The organism is Kitasatospora sp. GP82, from assembly GCF_029892105.1.
Taxonomy (GTDB): Bacteria; Actinomycetota; Actinomycetes; order Streptomycetales; family Streptomycetaceae; genus Kitasatospora.
The window spans coordinates 126,816-150,847 of the sequence record NZ_JARZAJ010000011.1 but is presented as its reverse complement, the minus strand read 5'-3'; the positions used below and the strand labels follow the sequence as shown (position 1 = coordinate 150,847).

The 24,032-nt window shown below is 70.6% G+C and carries 17 protein-coding genes; 11 read left to right on the top strand and 6 right to left on the bottom strand.

Translation table 11 applies throughout. From position 1 onward, the window contains the following. Positions 1-37 precede the first annotated feature (37 nt). The 5 genes from P3T39_RS13840 (at position 38) to P3T39_RS13820 (ending at position 6,221) form a co-directional block, all read left to right on the top strand. Positions 38-760, top strand: coding sequence for a WXG100 family type VII secretion target (locus tag P3T39_RS13840; RefSeq protein WP_280697831.1), 723 nt, complete (start codon positions 38-40; stop codon positions 758-760). Then, positions 757-4,557, top strand: a complete 3,801-nt coding sequence (locus P3T39_RS13835; protein ID WP_280697830.1) for an HYD1 signature containing ADP-ribosyltransferase family protein — start codon at positions 757-759, stop codon at positions 4,555-4,557. The genes P3T39_RS13840 and P3T39_RS13835 overlap by 4 nt, the downstream gene beginning before the upstream one ends. Continuing rightward, positions 4,554-4,832, top strand: coding sequence for a hypothetical protein (locus tag P3T39_RS13830; RefSeq protein WP_280697829.1), 279 nt, complete (start codon positions 4,554-4,556; stop codon positions 4,830-4,832). The genes P3T39_RS13835 and P3T39_RS13830 overlap by 4 nt, the downstream gene beginning before the upstream one ends. A 42-nt stretch (positions 4,833-4,874) precedes the next feature. Beyond that, the gene (locus tag P3T39_RS13825; protein WP_280697889.1) at positions 4,875-5,243 is read left to right on the top strand and encodes an NADAR family protein; all 369 of its coding nucleotides are present in this window, start codon (positions 4,875-4,877) and stop codon (positions 5,241-5,243) included. A gap of 162 nt (positions 5,244-5,405) precedes the next feature. Further along, positions 5,406-6,221: a polysaccharide deacetylase family protein gene (locus P3T39_RS13820; RefSeq protein ID WP_280697828.1), complete on the top strand. Its 816-nt coding sequence runs from the start codon at positions 5,406-5,408 to the stop codon at positions 6,219-6,221. A 127-nt stretch (positions 6,222-6,348) separates the two neighbouring features. Here the strand turns inward: P3T39_RS13820 and P3T39_RS13815 are convergent, their stop codons facing one another. Together P3T39_RS13815 and P3T39_RS13810 are read right to left on the bottom strand one after the other, a co-directional pair. Next, entirely contained in the window at positions 6,349-9,855 is a 3,507-nt protein-coding gene (locus tag P3T39_RS13815) for a S8 family serine peptidase (protein ID WP_280697827.1), read from the bottom strand. Between the two features lie 338 nt (positions 9,856-10,193). After that, a complete protein-coding gene (locus P3T39_RS13810) occupies positions 10,194-10,703 on the bottom strand; it encodes a universal stress protein (protein ID WP_280697826.1) in 510 nt (169 codons plus the stop codon). A 192-nt stretch (positions 10,704-10,895) separates the two neighbouring features. Here P3T39_RS13810 and P3T39_RS13805 point away from each other — a divergent pair, with 192 nt between their 5' ends. The 6 genes from P3T39_RS13805 (at position 10,896) to P3T39_RS13780 (ending at position 19,440) form a co-directional block, all read left to right on the top strand. Continuing rightward, positions 10,896-11,615: a 2'-5' RNA ligase family protein gene (locus P3T39_RS13805; RefSeq protein WP_348534339.1), complete on the top strand. Its 720-nt coding sequence runs from the start codon at positions 10,896-10,898 to the stop codon at positions 11,613-11,615. 437 nt (positions 11,616-12,052) lie between these two features. Further along, positions 12,053-13,315 carry an AMP-binding protein gene (locus P3T39_RS13800; RefSeq protein WP_280697825.1) on the top strand — a complete coding sequence of 421 codons (1,263 nt, stop codon included), beginning with the start codon at positions 12,053-12,055 and terminating at the stop codon, positions 13,313-13,315. Beyond that, positions 13,312-14,613, top strand: a complete 1,302-nt coding sequence (locus P3T39_RS13795) for an MFS transporter (protein ID WP_280697824.1) — start codon at positions 13,312-13,314, stop codon at positions 14,611-14,613. Before P3T39_RS13800 ends, P3T39_RS13795 begins: the two co-directional genes overlap by 4 nt. Then, on the top strand, positions 14,610-15,755 hold the full coding sequence (locus tag P3T39_RS13790) for a GNAT family N-acetyltransferase (RefSeq protein WP_280697823.1): 1,146 nt from the start codon (positions 14,610-14,612) through the stop codon (positions 15,753-15,755). The genes P3T39_RS13795 and P3T39_RS13790 overlap by 4 nt, the downstream gene beginning before the upstream one ends. Continuing rightward, positions 15,752-16,918: an acyl-protein synthase gene (locus tag P3T39_RS13785; protein WP_280697822.1), complete on the top strand. Its 1,167-nt coding sequence runs from the start codon at positions 15,752-15,754 to the stop codon at positions 16,916-16,918. The genes P3T39_RS13790 and P3T39_RS13785 overlap by 4 nt, the downstream gene beginning before the upstream one ends. Further along, complete coding sequence (locus P3T39_RS13780; protein WP_280697821.1) at positions 16,915-19,440, top strand: aldehyde dehydrogenase family protein; 2,526 nt, start codon at positions 16,915-16,917, stop codon at positions 19,438-19,440. Before P3T39_RS13785 ends, P3T39_RS13780 begins: the two co-directional genes overlap by 4 nt. 51 nt (positions 19,441-19,491) lie before the next feature. Here P3T39_RS13780 and P3T39_RS13775 read toward each other — a convergent pair whose 3' ends face one another. The 4 genes from P3T39_RS13775 to P3T39_RS13760 all read right to left on the bottom strand — a co-directional run bounded on the left by P3T39_RS13775 (position 19,492) and on the right by P3T39_RS13760 (position 23,971). Beyond that, positions 19,492-20,325, bottom strand: a complete 834-nt coding sequence (locus P3T39_RS13775) for a M55 family metallopeptidase (protein WP_280697820.1) — start codon at positions 20,323-20,325, stop codon at positions 19,492-19,494. Between the two features lie 66 nt (positions 20,326-20,391). Next, positions 20,392-21,351 carry an ABC transporter permease gene (locus P3T39_RS13770; protein WP_280697819.1) on the bottom strand — a complete coding sequence of 320 codons (960 nt, stop codon included), beginning with the start codon at positions 21,349-21,351 and terminating at the stop codon, positions 20,392-20,394. Continuing rightward, positions 21,344-22,270 carry an ABC transporter permease gene (locus P3T39_RS13765; protein ID WP_280697818.1) on the bottom strand — a complete coding sequence of 309 codons (927 nt, stop codon included), beginning with the start codon at positions 22,268-22,270 and terminating at the stop codon, positions 21,344-21,346. Before P3T39_RS13765 ends, P3T39_RS13770 begins: the two co-directional genes overlap by 8 nt. 69 nt (positions 22,271-22,339) lie before the next feature. Then, the gene (locus tag P3T39_RS13760) at positions 22,340-23,971 is read right to left on the bottom strand and encodes an ABC transporter substrate-binding protein (RefSeq protein ID WP_280697817.1); all 1,632 of its coding nucleotides are present in this window, start codon (positions 23,969-23,971) and stop codon (positions 22,340-22,342) included. Positions 23,972-24,032: the final 61 nt, after the last annotated feature.

The window sequence follows — 24,032 nt, the reverse complement described above, 5'->3', positions numbered from 1 at the left end:
CTAGCCTCAGTCGGACGACCTGCCCGAGGGGGGCGCTGTGGCGATTGAACTGCCTGGTGAGGTGGTGTCGTTCCTGCAGTTCATCGGCATCAACTGGCCATCGGTGAACGAGGACAAGGTTCGTGAGTTCGCTTCCCACGTGCGGGAGTTCGCCACCGATATGGAGGGCACGCACCGGGACTCCACGGCGACGGTGCAGCGGCTGGGCGAGTCCTACGAGGGGGCGTCGTACGAGGCGCTGACCGCCAAGTGGAACCAGCTGTCGAGCAGTCATATGAATGATCTGGTCCAGGCGTGCCACGTGGTGGCCACGGCCCTCGACGCGGCTGCGGACGTGATCGTGGCGATGAAGGCCGAGGCGATCGCCGAACTGGTGGCGATGGCGGCCGCGTTCGTCGCGGATCAGGCGGCCGCGGTGGCCACGTTCGGTCTGGCCGAGGCGGCGGTGGTGCTGATCGAGGAGGCGGCCAAGAAGCTCGTCAACTTCCTTGAGCAGCAGTTGGAGCAGTACATCATCGGTCAGGTGATCGAGGCTGCCGTCGACCCGCTGGTGGAGGTGGTGGGGCGCGCGGTGTCCGGACTGGTGTTCCAGGCCGCCGAGTCGGCCCTCGGGGGCGGCGGTTCGACGGCGGGCACCGGCTTCCGGATCGACCCGGCCGCGCTGGAGGCGCATGCGCAGACCATGCACGAGCATGCCGAGACGGTGGCCGCCCACGCGGAGGCGTTCCGGTCGAAGATCGCGGGGGTGAGTTTCGAGTGAGCAACCAGATCGTCAGGGCCCTGGAGCACGGGGCGCAGAAGCTGGGCAAGACCCTGGCCGAGGATGCCGGCAAGGCCGTGAAGGACTTCTACCACTCGGCCGGGAACAACCTGAAGAAGGTCGCCAGGAACACCCGCGAGACCGATGCCAAGCACGAGGCCGAGCTCAAGAAGATCCTCGGGTCCGGCAGGAAGGACCTGCCCCACGCGCCGCACCCGCCCGGCGGTGGCACCCGCTCCGGCAGGGGTGGGCCTTCGGGCGGCGGCCGCGGTCGCAAGCAGGTCGAGCGGCCGCGCGAGTCGGGCCGGAAGGAGGACTCCATCTGCCCCGGCGGCGAGCCGGTCGACATGGCCACCGGCCGCATGTTCATCAAGCAGACGGACATGTCCCTGCCCGGTTCACTGCCGCTGGTGTTCACCCGGTCGTTCGAGGCAGGTTACGCGGCCGGGCGCTGGATGGGCCCGCGCTGGGTGTGCACCTTCGACGAACGCCTGGAGATCGACGCCGAGGGCGTGGTCTACCTCGGCCCGGACCTGGTGTCGCAGGCATACCCGCACCCGGAGCCGGGCGAGGCCGCACGGGCAAGTGCCGGTGCACGGTGGGATCTCGAGGTGGACGCCGATTCGGGCGACTACACACTGACCGACGTGTCCCAGGGTCTGGTACGGGAGTTCACCCTCTGCCCGGACCGCCGGACGGCGCTGCTGACCAGCCTGCGTGACCGCTTCGGCCGCCGCTTCGACCTCGCGTACGACGAGGACGGCACGCCGCTGAGCATCACCCACTCCGGTGGCTACCGCCTCCTCGTCACGGTGGACGCGGGCCGGATCACCGCGCTGCGGCTCGCGGGTGCGGGCGAGGGCGGCCGCGATGCACTGCTGCTGCGCTACGGCTACACCGACGGCCATCTGACCTCGGTGTACAACTCCTCCGGCAGGCCGATGCGCTTCGCCAACGACGCCACCGGCCGGATCCTGTCCTGGACCGACCGCAACGACAGCCACTACGTCTACCGGTACGACCAGTTCGACCGGGTCGTCGACGAAGGCGGCGCCGACGGCACTCTCCGCTTCCACTTCACCTACGGCGAGCCGGACCCGGTCACCGGAATCAAGGTCCACTCCGAGACCAACGCGCTGGGGCACACCACCCGCTACCACGTCAACGAACACGCGCAGATCACCGCCCAGACCGACCCGCTCGGGAACACCATCCGCTTCGAACGTGACGAGTACGACCGCCTGTTGGCCGAGACCGACCCGCTCGGCCGCACCACCCGCTACGAGTACGACGGCGCCGGCGACCTGATATCCGTCACCCGCCCGGACGGCGAACGGACCACCGTCTCCTACGCCGGCGAGCTCAGCCTCCCCGCGGTGATCACCCAGCCGGGCGGCGCCGTCTGGCGCCACACCTATGACGAGACCGGCCGCCGGACCCTCTCCACCGACCCCACCGGAGCGCTCACCCGCTACTCCTACGACGACCTCGGCCACCTGGCCTCCGTCACCGACGCCCTCGGCCACACCACGCTGGTCCGCTGCAACGCCGCCGGCCTCCCGGTCGAGATCACCGACCCGACCGGGGCCACCACCGGCTACGAGCGGGACGCCTTCGGCCGCACCAGCGCCATCACCGATCAGTCGGGCACCGTCACCCGGCTGACCTGGACCACCGAGGGCCACCCGGCCTCGCGCACGAGTCCGGACGGGGCCACCGAATCCTGGACCTACGACGGCGAGGGCAACCTCCTCGCCCACACCGATCAACTCGGCCAGGTCAGCACCTTCGAGTACACCCACTTCGAGACCCTCGCCGCCCGCACCGGCCCGGACGGCAGTCGCACGACCTTCACCCACGACGCCCATATGCAGCTCGCGGCCGTGACCAACGCCCTCGGCCAGACCTGGAACTACAGCTACGACGCGGCCGGCCGGCTCGTCGGCGAGAGCGACTTCAACGGCCGCAACGTCAGCTACCGGCTGGATGCCGACGGCCGGATCCTCACCCGCACCGACCCGCTCGGCCGGGACACCCGCTACACCTACGATCTGCTCGGCCGCACCAGTACCAAGGACGCCGACGGCCGCGTCACCACCTACACCTACAACACCGCCGGGCAGCTGATCCGCGCGACCAACCCCGACACGGACCTGGTCCGCACCGTCGACGCGCTGGGCAATCTGCTCACCGAGACCGTCAACGGCCGTGCCCTCACCCATACCCGGGACATCCTCGGCCGTCGCACCAGCCGCACCACTCCGACCGGCCACACCAGCACCTGGGCCTACGACGCGGTCGGCCGCCCCACCGCCCTCGCCACCCCGGCGGGAAACCTGGAGTTCGCCTACGACGCCCTCGGCCGCGAACACCGGCGCACCCTCGGCGACCGCCTCACCCTGGCCAGCACCTGGGACACCCTGAACCGTCTCACCGGCCAGACCCTCCACGCCCGGCAGTCGGTGCTCCAACGCCGCGACTACACCTACCGCGTGGACAGCAGCCTCACCGGCGTCGACGACCAGCTCACCGGCCCCCGCAGCTTCGACCTCGACCCCGCCGGGCGGGTCACCGCCGTCCACGCCACCACCTGGACCGAGAGCTACGCCTACGACCAGGCCGGCAACCTCACCCACGCCGACTGGCCCGCCACCGGCAGCACCCAGGCAGCCCTCGGCACCCGCACCTACACCGGCACCCAGCTCACCACCGCGGGCCGCGTCCGCTACGAGTACGACGCCGCCGGCCGTATCACGCTCCGTCAGGCCACCCGGCTCTCCAGGAAGCCAGACACCTGGTACTACACCTGGGACGCCGAGGACCGCCTCGCCCACGTCACCACCCCCGACGGCACCGGCTGGCGCTACCTCTACGACCCCTTCGGCCGCCGCACGGCCAAACAGCGCCTGGCCGACGACGGCGCCACCGTCGTGGAGCAGACCGACTTCACCTGGGACGGCCCCACCCTCGCCGAACAGACCACCCACGCCCCCTATCTCCCGGGGCCGCACACCCTCAGCTGGGACCACAACGGCCTCCACCCCCTCACCCAGACCGAGACCATCACCACCCCGGCCACCGCCGACACACCCCAGACCCAGATCGACCGGCGCTTCTTCGCCATCGTCACCGACCTGGTCGGCACCCCCGTCGAACTCGTCGACCCCGCCACCGAAACCATCGCCTGGCACACCACCCCCACCGTCTGGGGCCACACCACCTGGCCCAGCGACAGCACGACCTACACCCCGCTTCGCTTCCCCGGCCAGTACTTCGACCCGGAGACCCGCCTCCACTACAACCTCAACCGCTACTACGACCCCGAAACCGCCCGCTACACCACTCCCGACCCGCTCGGCCTCGACCCGGCCCCCAACCCCGACACCTACGTCCACAACCCGCACACCTGGACCGACCCCCTCGGCCTCTCACCGCACGAGCACACCGAACCGCCCGCCCCCAGGTCGCTCTACCACTACACGAACCAGGAGGGGCACGACGGAATCATCGCCAGTCAGGAGCTGCGCCCGTCCCTGAAGGCGAACAATCCGAAGGACGCGCGCTACGGGGACGGGCAGTATCTGACCGACATCGAGCCGGGGACCAAGACTCAGGGGCAGCTCTCCGCCGCCTTCCTCCGAGTACCATGGGCCGGACAGAAGTTCACGCACTACATCGAGGTCGACGTGAGCGGGCTCCAGGTGAACGAGGGTCGGCCCGGCGTCTTCGTCATCCCCAACAGTGGATCGCTCGATCTCACCGGGCGCATCCTGGGGCACGGGAGGAACCAGCCGTGAGGTACGTCAAGGTCGCATGGCATCATGATTTTGACGACGAGCCGGTGCTCTATCTGAGCGAACTCGGCGAGGACGGCTATGAAACCCGGAAGGTCCAGGTCTTCCGGGACGGTCGAAGCGAGTGGGCCGACGAGGACCACGAAACGGCCGGCGTGGGGCTGTCCGAGATCGCATTCCCGCCCGTGAGCGAAATTGCCGCCCAGCCGGAATTCGACGCCGAAGAGATCAGCTCGACGGAGTTCGAGCAGGCATGGGGAGCAGCTCGCGCGCAGTGACAGCGGTTCGCGCCGACTCGGGCGACCGCCTGGACGACGGACCTGACCGGCGCGTCGCGGAAACCGAGAACCCGCCATGCCGATCTCATCCGCCGGGCCCGCACGCCGCTGCGGGCTGCCGAGCTGGGCCGTGACTCGTCCAGACCGCTGCGGCGGGACTGGGACCGGGTCAAGGACGACGTGATGCGCTCTGCGGTGGCGGCCAAGTTCCGTACGCACGCGGACATCCGCGACATCCTGTTGTCCACCGGCGACGAAGAGATCGTCGAGGACACCGCCACCGGCCACTACTGGGGTCGCGGGAGAACCGGGACGGGCAAGAACATGCTCGGCCGGATCCTGATGCGCACTCGTGGCCGACTCCGCGCCGAACTCGCCGAAGTACAGCGGAATCAGGGCCGCCGTGGATAGTGCCGGAAGGCGACCGGCCGTGCGGAACCGGCTCGGAGCAATCGGCGTCGATTGAGGTGGTGGCGTCGGGGAACACGGTTACCGACCGGACGAGCCGCCGAGGGGGAGAGGAAGCAGATGGAAGAGCAGCGAGCGGCGCACCCGACCGGCCGGAGCGATGACGTGACCCGACGCCGTCTGATCGCCTGGACGGCCGCCGCTGCGGCGGCGTTCGGAGCGGGCGGCACACTGACCGCCTGCAGCAGTTCACCCGGCTCCGCCTCGGCCCCGCCCCCGCCGTCGGAGGGCCCCTCCGACTCCTTCTCCCCCACCGCGCCGACCGAGCCACCGGGCGTCTTAGGCCTGCCCGACCCGTCGGCCTCCCCGGTGGCGGTGCGCAGCAAGCCCGTCTTCAAGGTCCACGACCTGCTGCCGAACGCTCCGTCGAACGCGGTCGCACTGACCATCGACGACGGTCCGAGCCGGCGCTACACGCCGGAGGTCCTTCAGCTGCTGCGCAAGTACGACGTCCGGGCGACGTTCTCGGTGGTCGGAATCGAGGCCCATGCCGACAAGGACCTCATCCGGCAGATCGCCGCGGACGGCCACACCCTCGCCAACCACACGATGACCCACCCGCAGCCGTTCTCGCGGCGCAGCGAGGCACAGATCCAACAGCAGATCGCCGACACCCAGTCCGTCGTCGTGGACGCCGCAGGAGCCGAGCCGAAGCTCTTCCGCTCGCCCGGCGGCGACTGGTCCCCCGCCGTGTTCGCCGCTGTCGCCAAGTACGGTATGACCCCCATCGACTGGGACGTCGACCCCAGGGACTGGTCGCGCCCCGGCACCAGGAAGATCAGCGAGAAGCTGCTGGCCGCCAAGCCGGGCGACATCCTGCTCTGCCACGACGGCGGTGGCGACCGCTCGCAGACCGTCGAGGCGCTGCGCACCGTGCTGCCCGCCCTCAAGGCCAAGGGCTACTCCTTCGTCACCCTCTGACCCGCTGACCCGCTGCGGCACGCGTCGCGCCGGCCGTCGCCCCCGGACAGCAGCCGAGGCTGCCCCGGAGTTCGGGGCAGCCTCGGCGCTCTGGTGTCCGGCTTCGGCTACGGCACTGCGCCGCAGCTCAGCCGATCGTGTAGCTGTACGGGACCGCGGCGAGGATGGAACCCGTGATCCCCAGCGAGTTGTTGGCCGTGGCCACCCCGCCCGGGGCGGACACCAGGTACAGGACACCGCTGACGGTGCTGCCCTTGGCGCCGCTCGGGGTGAGGGAGATCCGCACGGTGCCCACCTCGCCCGGCTCGACCGCCACCGGAGTGGCCGCCGGCGCCGAGGCGTTCACCGCTGCCGCGAACGGGTCGCCGGTGGTGGAGGTGATGGCCGGGTCGAACGCCCGGGTGTGGGCGGTAGCCGTGATCGTCGAGGTACCGGAGGGTGCCCCCGCGTTCGAGAACGGACCGATCTGCTGGACGTACGTGCTCCAGTAGCCGGGGACGATCGGCTGAGCGCTGCTGCCGGCCGACTTCGCGACCGAGATCGTCGAGCCGCCCTGCGCCTTCTTCAGGTCGCCGAACACGTCGGGCGAACCGGTCGTGGCGCCGATCTCCAGCTGTGCGGGAACGGAGGAGGCCGCCACCGCGGTCAGCCGGTCGGTGTCCGGGGGCACCAGGAAGGCGGGCACCGATGCGCTGCTGGCCAGCGGCAGCGACACCGTCGCGGACGCGCCCTGCGGCACCAGCGGCAGATCCACCCGGGCGTCGAGGCGCGGGTCGGCGTAGATCTGCTGCACCGCGCCCGTGAGGTTTTGGTAGCTGACGTCGAGCGCGACCTGCTTACCGGCGGGCAGTACGGTCTTTGCGCTCCGCGGCAGCCCGGCCACCTGCGCCTCGGTCCGGTTGACGCCGACCGTCGCGGTGAACGGCTGGTCGAGCTCCGCACCGCTGACCGGGTTGAGGACCACCAGGACGAAGCGCCAGCGCCCCGGTGCCGGGGAGAGCGCGGTGGTGGCCAGAGCGGCGCCGGTACCGGTGAGTTGGCCCTGAGCGTCCAGCAGCGCGTTGCTCTCCGAGTCGACCGGTGTGCCGTTCGGGCTGATCAGCACACCCTGCATCAGCAGCTTCGGGTCCTTGGCGACGGCCAGCCTGACCTGGACGTCACGCTGCCCCTTCGGCAGGTCGAAGGCGTAGGTGAAGGACTGCGCCGGGGATGCGTCCCGGGCGTTGCCGCCGGTGATCGCCCCGGTGAAGCTGCCCGCGCCGCCCTTGAGTTCGACCAGGCTGCGCAGTATCACGGGCACCGAGGTGGTACGGCCGTTGTCGCCGGCCACGGTGATCGACTGTCCGGCGTCACCGCCGGCCGCCGCAGTGGTGAGCCGGACGTGCAGCGTCCGGCTGGCTCCCGGCGCCAGGGTGACCACCTGAGGGCTCACCGCACCGGCCGGTACCGCGCGTTGGGTGGCGGTCTCCAGGGTGACCGGGCCGGTGAAGCCGTCGGTACTGGCCGGGGTGTAGAGGACTCCCGTCCACTCGCCGGCGACCGGATGCGGGACGTCCACGAGGCCGAAGTTGGGCGACACCGCGCCGCCCTGGGGACGGGTGTTGGTCTCGAACCGCCCGGACGGGTCCAGCAGGGTCAGCCGGACCACCGGGGTCACCGTGCGGTCGCCGGACTTCTGCGGCGCACCCTGCCAGGCGATCGAGGCCGCCAGACGGTCGGCACCCGGTGGAACGTCGAACTTCACCTCGCGGTGCACCCAGGTCGCGCCGTTGGTCGCGTAGTTGAACGTCCGGTCGGTGCCGGAGTTCAACTGGACGGTCTGCCGGGAGTCGGCCAGCGGGGCGAAGGTACGGGTCGCGCCGCTCACCGTCCTCGCGGTGCTGCCGGTGTTGGTCACCGTGATGTCCGCGGTGTGCGTGGATGCGGGCTGTGCGGTGATGTCCACCTGGCCGTTGGTGACCAGGACGGTCCCGCTGTCCTTCGCGCCCGAGCCGTGGTCGTAGCCCCGGGCAGCCTCCACTGCGGCGCGGACGTTCAACAGGCCCGCGCCCTGCTCCTGGGCCGGCAGGCCCAGGTCCTGGGCGGTACCGGTGAGGAACGTCTTCACCAGCGCGGGAGTCGGCGAGGCGCCCTTGTGCGTGTCGCGGTACGCCTGGATCACCACCGCGGCGGCACCGGCCGTCATCGGCGCGGACTGGCTGGTCCCGCCGAACGGCTGGATCGGGCTGGCGCCGCCCGCGAAGTTGGTGCACTCGGTGAAGCGGGTCAGGTCCGGCGTGCAGAGTGCCCAGTCCGACTCGCCCGGCGCGACCAGGTCCACGGTCCGCCCGGCCTGGGTGATCCCGCCGGAGGAGAGCGCGGAGATGGTGTTGTTCGCCCAGGTCCCGTTGGAGAACTGCGCGGCGGCGTAACCGGTCTGCTGGTAGAGCTGCGAGTCGGTGGAGGCACCGGCCGCGATCACCCTGGGGTCGGTCGCGGGTGTGCCGATGGTCCCGTTGATACCGGCGTCGCCCGTGGAGACCGTCACCGTCACGCCGGCCGCGACCGCCTGGTCGTTGAAGAGTGCGACTGTGTCGTGCACTCCGCTGTCCGGGGCCGTGTTGGAGCCGAAGGACTCGTTGAGCACATCGACGTGGGCCACCGACACCGCGTAGTCGATGGACTGCAGGATCGCCGAGTTCGGGAAGGTCTCACCGCCCGCCTTCAGCGCCACCAGCGAGGCCCCGGGGGCGATGCCCTCGATCCGGATGTTGCAGCCGGTCGGCAGCGGGTGCGTGGGGTTGACGAACTTCGACAGGTCGTACACCTGGCGCCCCTGCGCGATCATCGCCGAGGCGTCGCCGAACGCCTCGGCGGCCCCGCTCGGCGCGTCCGGGCCCTCGCCCGAGAAGTCCTGGTAGTCGACCACCGCATGGGAGCCGTCCGCCCGGATGAAGTCCGGGTTGTTCGGGTCGATGCCGTCCGCGATGTAGGCGACCTTGACTCCCCTGCCGTCGGCGAAGTCGCGGGCGCCGGGGGCGCCGGGCGAACTCACCACGTGCGTGGAGTGGAGCGCCTCCGGCTCGAGCAGCGGCTTCGACGGGTCGCTCGGGCAGATCGCATCCGACGGCCGCGTGCCACCTGCTCCCGGCGCGGCCGAGCCCTTCGGCACGTTCGGTGCGGCAGATCCGGCACCGCCCTTCGCCGCACCGCCGTCCACCGGACTCCCGGGCGCCGTGCCCCGGTTCGGCGGAGCGACGGCGACCTGCTCGTCCGCCACCACCGAGGCCACGGCCGGGTCTGCCACCAGCGCGGCCCGCAGCGCCGGGCTCACCGTGGCTGAGAAGGCGTTCCCGACCACGAAGCTCTTGATGCGGGTACCGCCACCGGCCCTGACCCTGGCCAGCAGCGGTGCCTGTGCGGACTGGGCCTTCTTCTTCCGGTCACCCAGATGTCCCGAATCCGCAGGCACATCCGGTATCTGGTCCTTGAGCACCACGATCACCGGCACCGGCGACCCACTGTCGGATACCGACAGCGCGTCCGCCGGTACGGGCAGAGGCGCACCGTTCGCGCTGCTCCCGAAGGCCAGTACCACGAAGGCGGCGGTGGCCGTGGCAGCCGCCGCCAACTGAGACCTACGCCAACTGATCACGCATATCCCCTCTGTCTGACACAACGTCAGGAGGGCGGCCGCAGAATGCGCGTGGCCAGGTTCGGACGCACGAATACTTCCGGGGACGCCCAACCCGACAAGCCACGGGCATTTCACCGCACCCGCCACCACGTCCACAAGGGGTCTACCACTCCCCACCCGGAAACCACGCCCAGCCACTCCGCCGCCCTGCCCGACAGACCCCCTGGTCAGTGGTATCGGCACCCCGAAGGAAAAGACCTGACAAAATGTCAGGCACCGCTACGGGCAGCGGCAGCGGGGCGGCAGGCGCTCCGTCCGTTCGCGTCCTGCCTGCCGCAACCGTGCGGCTGCGGCGATCAGGCGGCGTGCGACAGCTCTCGAAGGTCGACGATGTGCGCCACCCGGCGCAGGTCGGAGTGGAGGGTGGACGGCGGAACAGCGACAACGGGGCAGGTGGCATGCGCCAGGCAGTAGCGGCTCACCGAACCGTGCAGGAGGCGACGCAGGCCGCCCTGGCGTCCGGTGCTGACGACCAGTAGGTCGTTCGGCCGGTCGGCGATTCGGGTAAGCATCGGTCCGGTCTCGCCACGGACCACCAGCGGCTCCACCCGGACGCCGACGGGGAAGCCGCCGAAGGCGTCCCGGAAGGCGCGCTCCAGTCGCTCGTCGGCAGCCTCCTCCCAGGCGCGGAGAAGCGGCGGACAAGGCTGGGCACGGTAGTTGCGCTCGCCGCCGACGGGCGTCCAGGCGAGCACGGGAACGAGCACCGCCCGGCGGGCACGAGCCTCGTCGACCGCACGATGCAGTGCGGTCAAACTGTTCAACGAGCCGCTGACTCCGACGATGACGCGCGCGCCGTCCGACATTGGACCCTTGCTTCCTTCCACTCTCGTCCGCCCCTCCGAGATCGCTGCGGACTCCTGCGATTATATTGGCACAACCTCCGAACGGCATGCAAATCAAAGGCATGGCCTCTGTTTAACCTTGCATACCTTGGTATTTTTGCGGTGTCAGCCTGGCATGGTTCGAGGCGGCCCGGCCGCCCGGCGGGGCTCTCCATGTCGGACCATTGGGGTGTGGACGTGCACCGGGCTCCCGGAGACGGGTTCGACCTTCCGGGCGTGGTCGACATCGCGCCGACGCCCCGCACTGCGGTGGCGTGGCTCCCCCCTGGGGAGCTGTGGCCCGCGATCCAGCAGATCCGCCAGGAGCACGATCCGCAGATCCGCCGCTGGCCACCGCACGTGAACCTGCTCTTCGGCTTCGTACCGGAGTCCGACTTCGAGCAGGCCGCCCCGTTGCTGGCCGCAGCAGCGGCCGAGACCGCACCGTTCGCCATCCGACTCAGGGGCGTGCACAGCTTCAGGCACCGCAGCGATGCCACCGTGTGGCTCGATCCCGCAGCGGCCGGCCCGGCGCCCTGGGCCGGGCTGCATCGCGCGCTGGAGGAGCGGTTTCCGCGCTGCCGGGGCCACGCCGGCGGCTTCACGCCGCACCTGTCCCTGGGGCGGACCCGGGATCCGCGTCGGCTCTGCGCAGAGTGCGCCGCCCGGCTGGGCAGCATGCCGGCCCGGGTCGACGAGGTGGTCCTGCTCTCACGCCGGGGCGACGGGCCGATGCGGCCACGGGCCACGATCACCCTGGGGACGGGCGAGGTGCGATGGCTGCCCGAGAGCCACTCCGCAATAAGCGGTCCTAATCAGCCGGAAGAGAGAACCGGCCACCGGCCGTCCCCGCCTCGGACGGTGAACTGCGCAGACGCTCTTCATATGTCTTGAATTCAACTATTCGACCGTACCCACACAGTGACTCGCCCCGCCCCGGCCTCGACGCGCCCGTGGCATGAGATCTACCTCACCACAGTTTTCTGGAACGGACGGGAACTCCGTTGTCAGAGCGCCAGACCATGGTGAGTCGAGGCTGGCGTCCCGATGCACCTGGAATCCGAAGGCTTACCGGGGTGATAGCCTAACGTTCCGTCAGCCGGGGGGTTGGTAGCCAAGCGCTCTCGGCGTCAGTTCAGTTGACTGACATTCAGTGTTCACTCAATTGAGTTGGCACCCCACTCTGATCCGCCACAATCCAGCGGTATCAGTCCGGCCCCCGGCAGGATACCGATTTGCCGCGGACCCACCGGCGGTCACCCACAACCATCTGGCGCTGCCACGCCTCTCGTGGCAGCGCTTCACCCTCGCATGCCCCAAAGCAGGAATCAATGCCCGTTCAACCAATAACGGAACTCATACGCTTCGTGCGCCGCAATTCACCCTTCTATGCGGAGCTCTACGCCGGTCTACCCGACCGGGTGACGGAGTTGACGGAACTTCCGGTCGTGCCTCAGGCGGAGTTCTGGCAGGCGAACACACCCCGGGACAACCGCCTGCTGACCGCGCCGCTGGACGAGGCGGTGGTCTTCAAGAGCGGCGGCACGACGGGCTCCCCGAAGTTCTCCTTCTACAGCCGTGAGGAATGGCGGGAATTCACCACCGCGTTCGGCGCCGGCCTCGTCGACGCCGGGCTGCGTCCCGGGCACCGGGTCGCCGACCTCTTCTACGCCGGGGATCTCTACGCGAGCTTCAGCTTCATCCTCGACTCACTGCACCGCTCCCCCGTCGCCAATGTCCGGCTGCCGATCGGCGGTGCGGCACCGCTGGAGTCGACCGTGCAGACGCTGGAGCAGTTCGACGTCGAGGTGCTCGCCGGCACGCCGACCACGCTGTGCGCGCTGGCCGACCACCTGATGACCTCAGGGCGGCAGCTTCCGCAGGTGGAGCTGCTCCTCTTCGGCGGCGAGGGCCTCTACCAGGACCAGCAGCCGCTGCTGGCCAGGGCCTTCCCCAACGCCCGTGCCTCGTCGGTCGGTTACGCCGCCGTCGATGCCGGACTGCTCGGTCGGCCGGTGCCGGGTCCGGACCCGCGGGTGCATCGGGCCTTCACACCGCACACCGTGGTGGAGATCCTCGACGACCACACCGGCGAGCCCGTCACCCGCGACGGCGTTCCCGGCCGGGTCGTGGTGACCGACCTGCGGCGGAGGCTGATGCCCGTGCTGCGCTACCCCGTCGGTGACCGTGCCGAGTGGACCGATGCCGCCACCGGACACTTCCGCATCCTCGGCCGGGCCGAGGAGGGCGTCCGGGTGGGGCCGGTGTCGCTGTACACGCAGGACGTGCTCGACCTCGTCCGGACTGCCGATCCCGCCGGCCGGGTGACCGGCGTGCAGCTGGTGGTGCGCCGCTGGGAGCAGCGGGACGGCCTGCTGCTGCGCCTCGCCTGCGACGGGAACACGGCCGGACTTCCGGACCTGGCGACCGCCATCGGCGACGGGATCCTGGCGGCCCGGGCGCTCTACGCCGAGGCGGTCGCCGCCGGGTACATCCATCCGCTGTCCGTGGAGTGGGTGCGGCAGCAGGATCTCGCCGTCAACTCGCGCTCGGGCAAGCTGATCCGCGTCATCGACGAACGGCCGCACTCATGACGGTCTCCACCGGGGCGTCCCGGCAGCTTCCGATAGTCCTGCGCAACCGTGTCTTCGGGTCGGTGTGGGCCGCACAGGTCCTCACCCAGGCCGCGGGCCGGATGTTCCAGGTCGGCATGGTCTGGTGGCTGGTGGGCTACTCGGCCGGTGCCGACCGCGGCCTCGCCTCAGGGGCGTTCCTCGCCGTCAGCACCCTTCCCGCGGTGGTCCTGGCGCCGCTGGTGGCCTCGCTCATCGCGCGCTGCCCGCACCGGACGGTACTGGGCGGTGCGGCCGCGGTCGCCGGCCTGGTGGCCGCCGGCACGGCCGGCTGGACGTACGCCACGGCGCTGCCCACAGGGGTCGCGTACGGTGCGGCGCTGCTGCTGGCCGGCTGCCAGGCGGTGTTCGACCCCTGCCTGACCACGTCCGTTCCCGAACTGGTCGACGACGCCGACATCGAGGCTGCGACCGGCTTCGAACTCGCCACCCAGTCCCTGGCCGCTCTCGCGGGCGGGCTGCTGGGCCCGCTGGTGGTCGACGCCTGGGGCCTGGCCGGCATCGTGGCCGGGTGTGCCGGCGCTTACCTCCTGGCGGCCGCTCTCATCGGCGTGACCCGCTTTCCTGCTGCCGCCACCGGGTCCGAGGTCATCGGAGAGGACGCCTCGGCCGCCCCTCGGCGGACGTTGCGTCAGATCCTGGCCGACCTGCCGTTCATCCGCCGGGTGCTGCTCTGCTTCACGGCAGCGAACGTGTTCACCACCGCGGTGTTCGTCGTGATGCCGCTCTACACCCGCTCGGTGCTGCAGGCCCACGGCTCGACCGTCGCCGCACTGGAAGCGGCGCTGGGCGCGGGCACACTGGTGGGCTCGTTCACCGGCGGCCGGCTGCCCGGCTCGCCCACCACGATCGGTGCGGGCTGCCTGACCCTGATGGCAGCCGCGCTGGGCCTGCCGGGGCTGCTGGCCACCCAGGCCGCCGCCGTGGGCTCGCTGGCCGTCGCGGGCTGGTGCGTCGGCGTCATCGGGGTGCGTTTCGTGGCCCTGTTCCAACGGCTGGTACCCGTCGGCGACCGGCCTGGTTTCTTCGCCGTGATGCAGTCGCTGCTGGGCGCCACCTTCCCGCTGTCCTCACTCGTCTTCGGCCTGCTCGGCGACCACCTGTCGCCGCGCTCGCTGTGTGTGGTCCAGGCTGTCGGCCTGGTGCCGGTCGCGCTCGTCCTCCTGCTGCTCGGCAGGTCCGACCGGACGGCCCGTCAGGTCCCCGACCCGGAACCGGTGCTGATCACCTCCGCGCTGCCGATGGGGGAACAGCGATGACCGTGACGATCTCCCCCGCGACGCTCCAGGACATCGCCCATCTGCGCCAGTTGTACTTCGACGTCTACGGCCACGGCTATCCGGTGGCTCTGGGCAGCGACCCGGCGGAGATGCGACGGCTGATCGCGGACCCGCACACCCACTGGCTGACCGCCCGCCGGGCCGGCGCAGGCCAGTTGGCCGGGTCGGTGGCGGTGCAGACCGACCCCGGCAGCCGGATCGGCAAGCTGGTCGGCCTGGCCGTCCACCCGGAGCACCGCCAGGGCGGACTGGCCGGGCGGTTGACGAGCACGGTGTGCGCGGACGCCTTCGCCGCCGGCACCGTCGACTCGATCTACGCCACCGTCCGCGTGGTGACCCAGGGCCCGCAACAGGTCTTCGCACGCAGCGGATTCCGGCCGCTGGGCCTGCTGCCCAACGCCGTCGAAGTCGCGGGGTGCGAGAGTCTGGCGCTGTTCGCCCGCTACGCGGACGGGGTACTGGACCGCCGCGAGACGGTCACCCACGTGCCCGCCGCCCTGGTGCCGCTGCTCGACGCGGCGCACAAGAGCACCGGTATCGACTACAGCGGTGTGCGGCCCGGGGTCGCTCCCCGGGCTCCTGAGGGACGGATCGCGCCCGTGACCGCGACGATGGAGGTCATCACCGCACCCGGCTTCGTGAACCGCCGCTTCCTGGAGCTCTTCCCCGATCCGGCGGAGCGCTTCTTCCCGCTGCACGCCCCGAACGCCGTACTGACACCGCCGGACGGCTCGTTCGAGGCCTACGCCGACCTGGACCCGGTCGCGGCGAGCTGCTCGCTCGTCGCGGTGTACCCCTGCCCGGCAGCGGCCACCGACGCCCTCGAACCGCTGATGGCAGCCGTCACCCGCGCGGGGGCCGACTACGTCGAGACCCTGCTGCCGTTGTCCGACACCGCAGGGCTGAGTGCCTTTCTGGCCTCCGGGTTCATCCCCAGTGCCGTCTACCCGGCCATGCGCCGGATCGGCGACCGCTTCCACGACTACGTCGTACTCTCCCGAACCAGCCGTCAGATCGACTTCAGGACCACCGCCGTCGGCGGGCTGCTCCAGCCGTACCTGGTCTCCTATCTGACCGCCTGGACCTCGACCTATCTACCCCTTCACGAGGTTGCCTCATGAATCCCCATCTCGCCCCCGTCGAGGTCCCCGACCCCGCGGCGCTCCCGCACGTGCAGCAGCTGTGCGACCTCTCCTCGCCCTACACGGCGGGACTCGAGACCGACGCTCTGTTCGCCGCCGCGATGGCCGAGAGCAACGACTGGCACGCACAGCGCTCTCCGTTCTTCCGCGCCCTGCTGGAGGACACGCCACGGACCTCGTCGCCCACCGTCGGCGAGGCGATCCGCACGCCGCTGGTGCACGCCAACTTCTTCAAGCGGCACGAGGTCCTCTCCATCCCGCGCGAGGAGGTCTTCCTGCACCTCACCTCCTCCGGCACCACCGGCCAGAAGTCGCAGATGTTCTTCGACACCTGGACCATCCGCTCCGCGCAGCGCATGGTGGCCCGCATCTTCGACCACTACGGCTGGATCACACCGGATCAGCCCGTCAACTACCTTCTGTACAGCTACGAACCAGCCCCGCAGCTGAAGCTCGGCACCTCCTTCACCGACAACTACCTGTGCGACTTCGCCCCGGCCCGGCACACCACGCACGCCCTGCGGCACACCGGCACCGGCCACGAGTTCGACGTCCACGGCTGTATCAGGGCGCTCCAGCGGTACGCCGAGGACGGGCTGCCGGTGCGGATCCTGGGCTTCCCTGCCTTCCTGCACTTCACCCTGGAACGGATGCGCGCCCTCGGCATGCCCCCGCTCCAGCTGCCCGCCGGCTCCCTGGTGCTCCTCGGCGGCGGCTGGAAGGGGCACACCGACCGGCAGATCGGCAAGGAGGAGTTCTACGCGGAGGTCACCGGGCAACTGGGCATCCCGTCGGAGCGGATCCGCGACACCTTCGGCTCGGTCGAGCACTGCGTGCCGTACATCGAGTGCGAGCAGCACCGCCTGCACGTACCGGTGTGGTCCCGTGCGGCGGTGCGCGACACCAGGACCCTGCAACCGCTTCCCCACGGCGAACGCGGCTTTCTGCACCTGGTCTCGCCGTACATCACCTCGGTGCCGGCGCAGAGCGTCGTCATGGGAGACCTCGCCTCGCTGCACCCCGCGCAGGACTGCCCCTGCCCGCTCCCCACGCCGTGGTTCACCATCCACGGCCGCGCCGGGGTGAGCCGCAACCGCAACTGCGCGGCCGCCGCCGCCGAACTCCTGAAGGGAATGTCGTGACCACCGCACCCCACTTCTGGCAGGGCTCGTTCATCGACGACGCCGAGGCGGCCCGACGGCTGGCAGAGCTGCCCGCCCTCGCCGAGCAGGCGCTCACCGAAGTCCTGTCCACCGAGACCGTACTGAGTGCCTGTGCGGCGCTCGGCGCCGAACTGGGCACGCCCGGCAGCCCCGTGCACACCCGCCTGGCCGCCTGTCTCACCGACGGCGGGAGTGATCCCGAGGAGGCCGCGGCGACTCTCGCCGAACTCGCCGCCGCGCTCGGCCGCCCGGCGCTGGAGCGCAAGCTCCGGCGCGAGCTCGGCGGGCCGAACCCCGAGCGGTTCACCCGCCCCGACGCCCGGGAGACCGTCTTCGAGGCCTGGGCGCCGGTCGGTCTGCTGGTCCACATCGCCCCGGGCAACGCCGCTGCCGTCGCACCGCTGAGCGTCGTCGAAGGACTGCTCACGGGGAACCTCAACGTCCTGAAGACCAGCAGCACGGACACCCTCCTCGCCCAGCACCTGCTCGCCGAACTGGCGGACGCGGACCCGACCGGGGTCCTGGCGCGGCGGACCGTCGTGCTGCGCTTCCCCTCCGCCCGCAAGGAGTGGCTGCAGCTGCTGTGCGCAGCCGCCGACGCCGTGGCGGTCTGGGGCGGTGAGGACGCCGTCCAGGCGGTCTCCGAACTCGTCACCCCCGGCTGCCGGTTGGTCGAGTGGGGTCACAGGATCTCGTTCGCCTATCTGACCCGCGACGCCTGGTCCGACCAGGCGACGCAGGATGCCCTCGCCGCCGACATCTGCCGCTTCGAGCAGCAGGCCTGTTCCAGTCCGCAGGTGGTCTACCTGGACACCGACGACGCCGACGAGGTCTTCGCCTTCGCCGAGAGCTTCGCGGCCCGACTCGCCGAGGCCTCCGCCAAGTGCCCGCGACCGGAGCTCGAAGCGGCGGAGCACGCCGAGATCACCACCACCGAACTGATCGCCCGTCTCGAACAGCACCTGGGCCTGACCAAGGTGGTCGCGGCCGACGACGGCTCCTGGCGCGTCCTGGCCGACACCCGGTCCGCGCTCGCCGCCTCGCCTCTGCACCGCAGCATCTGGGTCAAGCCACTGCCCCGCACGGCCGTCATGGCGACCCTGCGTCCCATGCGCCGCTACCTGCAGACCGTCGCGATCGGCGGCAGCCGCACCGACATCGCCCGGCTCTCGCAGGCCGTCATCGCGGCCGGTGCGCTGCGGGTCACCCCGGTCGGCGCGATGCTCGACAGCTACCACGGCGAACCGCACGACGGCGTCTACGCGCTGCAACGCTACAGCCGCCGGGTCGGTGTGCAGGCGGACGCCGGCTTCGGCGCCACGGCCTGCCTGGACGACCTGGTCGCCCCCGCAGCCCTGCCCGCTGCACCGACCGGCCCCCTGCTGGACAAGGCCGGAGTACAGGAGCAACTGCGCACCCTCGCAGCCGAACACGCCCACCTGTACTTCCGCAGCGGCGGCACCACCGGGGCGCCGGCCCTCTCGGTGTTCACCAACGGCGACTACGACACCCAGATGCGCGCCGCCGCCGACGGCCTGCTCGCCGCCGGATTCGACCCCGCCCACGACCGCGCCGCCAACCTCTTCTACTGCGGCGGCATGTACGGGAGCTTCATCAGCTTCTTCTCCATCCTGGAGCGCCTCAACGCCACCCAGATCCCGATGGCCGCAGGCCCCGACCACGCCGCCACGGCCCAGGCTCTGGTCATGTACCGGGCGGACACCCTCTTCGGCATGCCCTCCTATCTGTGGCAGCTGTTCCACTCCCAGGGCGAGCTGCTGCGCGAGTACGGCGGGATCCGGAAGGTGTTCTACGGCGGCGAGCACTTCACCGCGGAGCAACGCCGGGTCCTCACCGAGGACTTCGGCGTCCAGGTGATCCGTTCCGCCGCCTACGGCAGCACCGACCTGGGCCCGCTCGGCTACCAGTGCACCCACTCCGAAGGATCGGTTCACCACGTCCTGACCGACCTGCACACCCTGGAGATCCTGGACCCGGCGGCCGACCTGCCCGTCCCCACGGGACAGCCGGGACGCCTCGTCTTCACCAGCCGCACCCGGGCCGGACAGCGCCTGGAGCGCTACCAGATCGGCGACCTCGGCCGAGCCCTGGAGGGCGTCTGCCCCTGCGGCAGCCACACCCCCCGGATCGAGCTCCTCGGCCGTTATGGAGACGTCGTCCGGGTCGGCACGTACTTCTACAACTACCGGCGGTTCGTCGAGATCGCGGAGGAGGAACTCGGCTACCGGGGCGAGTTGCAGCTCGTCCTGGCCCCGGGAGAGGACCGGGAACGCCTGACCGTCCGACTCGACGAGCGGTACGCACCCGCTCCGGACGCAGCCCGTACCGTCTTCCTGACGGCCATCGCGGATCTGGGCTCCGCCGTGGCGGAGGGACTGCTCACCTGCACGGTCGAGACGGCTGACACCCAGGCCTTCGAGCGGACCCCGACCAGCGGCAAGCTGCGCGCGGTGATCGACCGACGGCCGGCAACCGCATGACCGCGTGGGGCCGAGGCACCCCGCCTCGGCCCCACGCCGCACGGACGCCGGTCAGCCGAAGCGGTCCTCGGCGGACGCGCCGGCGACGGTGCTGCAGATCCTGAACGTCCTGAGGGCCCGGGTGGCGGTGGGTGCGGTGAAGGCGACCGTGCGGGGGCCCGTCTGTTCGACCGTGGGGATTCCCGCCACAGCCTCGGCGAGGTGGGTGGCGTGGAAGTCGATCTCGAAGTGGTGCGGCCCGGTGACCGGCTCGGGACGTCCCCGCACGGCGTGTTCGCTCACCGCCAGTTCGGCCTGTTCCCGGATCAGCGCGGCGCTGCGGCTGGGCGGCAGACAGACGGCCGCGAACCGGCTGACGCACTCCTTGACCGCGGCGGTACGGGCGCCCGGCGCCCACCGGGCCGCGGCGGCGCAGGTGAGGTCGTCGCCGGTCACCAGAATGACCGGGACTCCGTACTCGGCCGCGGCCAGCGCGTTCATCCGCCCTTCGTCGGCGTGTTCGCCGTCGATCCTGAAACCCGTCAGCGCGGAGGCCAGGTAGGTGTGGGAGAGGACGCCCTGGGCCCCGGCGCCGGTGTGGTAGCCGAGGAACACGGCGGCGTCGGCTTCCTGGATGCCCTGCACCATCCCGAGCGGCTTGTGACGTCCGATCAACAGACGGGCCCGATGGTCGAGTTCGTCGAGAAGGATGTTGCGCTGGGTCTCATGGGACTCGTTGACCACCACCTCGTCCGCGCCACCGGAGAACAGGCCCTCCACACACGCGTTGACGTCGGAGGTGAGCAGGCGCCGCATGCGTTCCCACGCGGGGGTGCCGGGCTCGACGTCCTTGGGCCAGGTGGTTCCCGTGGCGCCTTCCATGTCGGCGGAGATCAGGACACGCATCGGAGTTCCTCCCGGGGGTGACGCGGTGGCAGGGGCGGTTCGCGGAGGCCGGCACAGGAGTGGCCCTCACCTCAGCTTGGGGTCGTAGGCGTCCCGGACCGCGTCGCCGAGCAGGATGAAGCTCAGCACGGTGACGGACAGGAACAGCGCCGGAAAGACGAGCAGGTGCGGGAAGTCGAGGAAGTAGCTCTGCGCGGCGTTGAGTTGCAGGCCCCAGGAGAGGGCGGGGTACTGCAGCCCGACGCCGAGGAAGTCCAGGGTCGCCTCTCCGGAGATGACGTTCCCGATGTTCAGCATGGCGACCACCACCACCGGCGTCACGGCGTTGGGCAGAATATGACGGATCATCAGGCGAAGCGGCCCGGCGCCGGTCGAGCGCGCGGCGTGGACGTAGTCGGCGTCCTTCAGCCCGATCACCTGGGCGCGCATCACCCGGGCCATGGTCGTCCAGCCGAGGGCCACCAGGACGAGCGTCATGGCGCCGAGACCGTGGTCGGGGAAGGCGACCAGGATGACGGTGGCACCGAGGATGAACGGCAGGCCGAAGAACACATCGGTGGTCCGGGAGAGCAGCGCGTCGACCCAGCCGCCGTAGAAGCCGGCCAGCAGGCCGAGCAGGACGGACAGGACCAGCGCGCCGGCCGTGACGGAGAGGCCGATGACGAGTGAGGGCCGGGTGCCGCGGACGATCTGGGCGAGGTAGTCGCACCCTTGCAGGTCGAAGCCGAAGGGGTGGTCGAGGCTCGGGCCGACCCGGGAGTCGGCGAGTTCGCACCGTCCGCTGTCGTTCGTCAGCAGGGCGATGAACGGGCTCGGGACGGCGGCCATCGAGGCGACCAGCAGCACCACGGCCGCACACACCCCGACCAGCGGGCGCGAGCGCAGCTCGCGCCAGGCGTCCGAGGCCAGGGAGCCTGCCGCCGGCCGCTCCTCGGCCTTCGGCGGACCGGCCGGCGGCAGGACCAGATCCTCGACGGGTGGAGCCGGCGTCGGCTGCGGGGCCGGTACGGGCTGCGGGCTAGTCATGGCGGATCCTCGGGTCGAGCAGTCCGTACAGGACGTCCACCAGCAGGTTCGCCAGGCAGAAGACCAGCACCAGCGCGGTGGTGATGCCCACCACCGTCGGGCCTTCGCGCAGTTGGATGGCCTGGAAGACCTGCTGGCCGATGCCGGGAAGATTGAAGATGTACTCGGTCACGACGGCCCCCGCCATCAGCGAGCCCAGCTCGACGCCGAGGAAGGTCACCACCGGGATGAGCGAGTTGCGCAGCGTGTGCACGATCACCACCCGGCGCCGTGACAGCCCCTTGGCGTCGGCGGTGCGTACGTAGTCCGCGCGCAGGTTCTCCAGCAGGGAGGAGCGGGTGAGCCTGGCGACATAGGCGACTCCGAACGAGGCCAGGACCAGTCCTGGCAGCAGGTAGGCGGCCGGCCAGCCCGCCTCCTCGCCGGAGACCGGGAACCAGCCGAGCCTTACGCCGAAGGTCAGTTGGGCGAGGTAGCCGACGATGAAGACGGGGACGGCGATCACCAGGGTGGTACCGCCCAGGACGAGACCGTCGGCCCATCTGCCCCGGTGCAGCCCGGCCCAGACCCCGAGCGCGATGCCGAGGACGGTCTCGAAGAACCACGCGGTGAGTCCGAGTCTGAGGGTGACCTGCCAGCGTCCGGCGAGGACGTCCGCGACGGGCTCTCCGGTGAACGTCCGGCCGAGGTCGCCGGTGAGCAGACCGCCGAGGTACTTGGCGTACTGGACGACGAGCGGGTCGTCGAGGTGGTAGCGCCGGTGCAGCTCCGCGAGGACCGACGGGGCGACGGGGCGGTCACCGGCCAGTCCCTGGATCGGGTCGCCGGGCAGCACGAAGACCAGCGAGTAGATCAGGAAGGTGGTGGCCAGCAGCACGGGGACGGCGTACATCAGACGGCGGGCGATGAATCGGCCCATCGAACCCCTAGGTCTCTCGTGTCGATATCGGTGCGGGTGCGGGTGCGGGTGCGGGTGTCGCGGTCGGTGTCAGTGTCTGACGGTCACTCGGTCCAGGTGCAGGCCGGCGGCATACGGGTCGATCAGGACGTTGCCGACTCTGCTGCTCCAGGCGGACTGGTCCCGCCAGTTCCACAGCGGGATCAGCGGCAGCTCGGCCAGGGCGATGTCCTCGGCCCGGCGGTAGTAGGCGATGCTCTCCGGTGCGCTCGAAGCGGCGTTGCCACGGGAGAGCAGGTCGTCGAACTGCGGGTTGTGCCAGCCCGTGCGGTTGCCGCGGAGGTAGAGGCCGGCCAGGTAGTTCTGCATGCTGGGGTAGTCGACGACCCAGTTCTGCCGGTACGGGCCCGTGGCCCTGCCGCCGTTGAGGATCGGGCCGAGGTCGGCGCTCGCCATCTTGCGGAATCGGATGTCGCGGATGCCGAGGTTCTGCCGGAGCTCGTTGGCCACGGCGGTCATCCACTGTTCGTAGGTGGGATCCGAGTTGGCGAAGTAGAGTTCCAGCGGTCCGGTGAATCCCCCTGCGCGGTCGAACAGCTCTCTGGCCTTGGCGGGCTGGTAGGTACAGGTCTCGCCGCAGGCGCCGTCGCGGTGCCCCGGGATCGTCGCGGCGACGATCGAGTCGGCGGGCAGATAGACCTCGTTGTAGATGGCCCGGGTGATGCCCTTGCGGTCGATGGCCATCGACAGGGCGCGGCGTAACTCCGGATTGGCGTAGCGGGGATCGGCGAGTGGCAGCCCGAGGTAGTCCATGGTGCCGCTGGGCCGGACCGAGTAGCGCCTGCCGAAGGTGCGTCTGGCCTCGTAGGCGCGGGCGGCCGGTACGGTGGTCACGAAGTCCACGTGTCCGGCGCGGAGTTCGGTGAAGGCGGTGTCCTTGCTGGTGAAGATCTTGAAGTGGACGGCATCGGCCATCGGCGGCCTGGCGCCGGTGTAGGAGGCTGCCCGCCTGAGGTCGATCCGCTGGTTGTGCTGCCAGTCTCCGTCCATCTCGAACGGGCCGTTTCCGACGGGATGCCGGTCGTAGCCGCTCGGGTCGGCGAGCGCGGCCCTGGGCAGTGGTGCGAACGCGGGGAAGGCGAGCAGCATGGGGAACTGGCTGAACGGGGCGCTGAGGGTGACTCGCAGGGTGGTGTCGTCGAGCACGGTGAGGCCGGACAGGTGGTCGGTCGTGGGCCTCTGTCCGTCGGCGGGGTTGAGGTCGGCGTAGCCGTCGATCTGGGCGAAGTAGGAGTTGGCGTCCCAGCCGTTGGGGCCGTAGGCGGCGGCGTTCCAGGCGTCGGCGAAACTGCGGGCGGTGACCGGCTCCCCGTTGTGGAAGACCGCGTTCGCCGGGAACTTCAGGGTCCACACCCGCTGGTCGTCCGATTCGACGGACTCGGCTGCCAGCGGGACGACGTGGCCGTCCCCGGGGTCCAGGGTGACGGGGGTGTCGAACAGGCCCTGGAGGACCTGGAGTGCATAGCTGCTGGTGGTCCGGCCGGGGGTGAGGTGGTCGGGCTCGGTGAGGGCCACGGAGTACGCGCCCCCCGGCACCGGGGGGAAGTCGCGGTTGCCGTCGTCGGTGGAGCGGGTGCATGCGGGCACCGCGGCGACCAGCAGGACGGCCAGCGCAGACAGGGCGGCTGCGGACCGGACGGGTCGGTGCACCGAGGTCTTCATGGGTCGCGGGGTTCCTCGCTCTTCCTGGTGCCAGTGGTACCTGGTTCCGGTGCCGCTTGGT

Coding starts and splice junctions, on each gene's coding strand:
- P3T39_RS13810 (WP_280697826.1), bottom strand. CDS start 10,703: ATGTCGGACGGCGCGCGCGTCATCGTCGGAGTCAGCGGCTCGTTGAAC.
- P3T39_RS13805 (WP_348534339.1), top strand. CDS start 10,896: ATGTCGGACCATTGGGGTGTGGACGTGCACCGGGCTCCCGGAGACGGG.
- P3T39_RS13800 (WP_280697825.1), top strand. CDS start 12,053: ATGCCCGTTCAACCAATAACGGAACTCATACGCTTCGTGCGCCGCAAT.
- P3T39_RS13795 (WP_280697824.1), top strand. CDS start 13,312: ATGACGGTCTCCACCGGGGCGTCCCGGCAGCTTCCGATAGTCCTGCGC.
- P3T39_RS13790 (WP_280697823.1), top strand. CDS start 14,610: ATGACCGTGACGATCTCCCCCGCGACGCTCCAGGACATCGCCCATCTG.
- P3T39_RS13785 (WP_280697822.1), top strand. CDS start 15,752: ATGAATCCCCATCTCGCCCCCGTCGAGGTCCCCGACCCCGCGGCGCTC.
- P3T39_RS13775 (WP_280697820.1), bottom strand. CDS start 20,325: ATGCGTGTCCTGATCTCCGCCGACATGGAAGGCGCCACGGGAACCACC.
- P3T39_RS13770 (WP_280697819.1), bottom strand. CDS start 21,351: ATGACTAGCCCGCAGCCCGTACCGGCCCCGCAGCCGACGCCGGCTCCA.
- P3T39_RS13765 (WP_280697818.1), bottom strand. CDS start 22,270: ATGGGCCGATTCATCGCCCGCCGTCTGATGTACGCCGTCCCCGTGCTG.
- P3T39_RS13760 (WP_280697817.1), bottom strand. CDS start 23,971: ATGAAGACCTCGGTGCACCGACCCGTCCGGTCCGCAGCCGCCCTGTCT.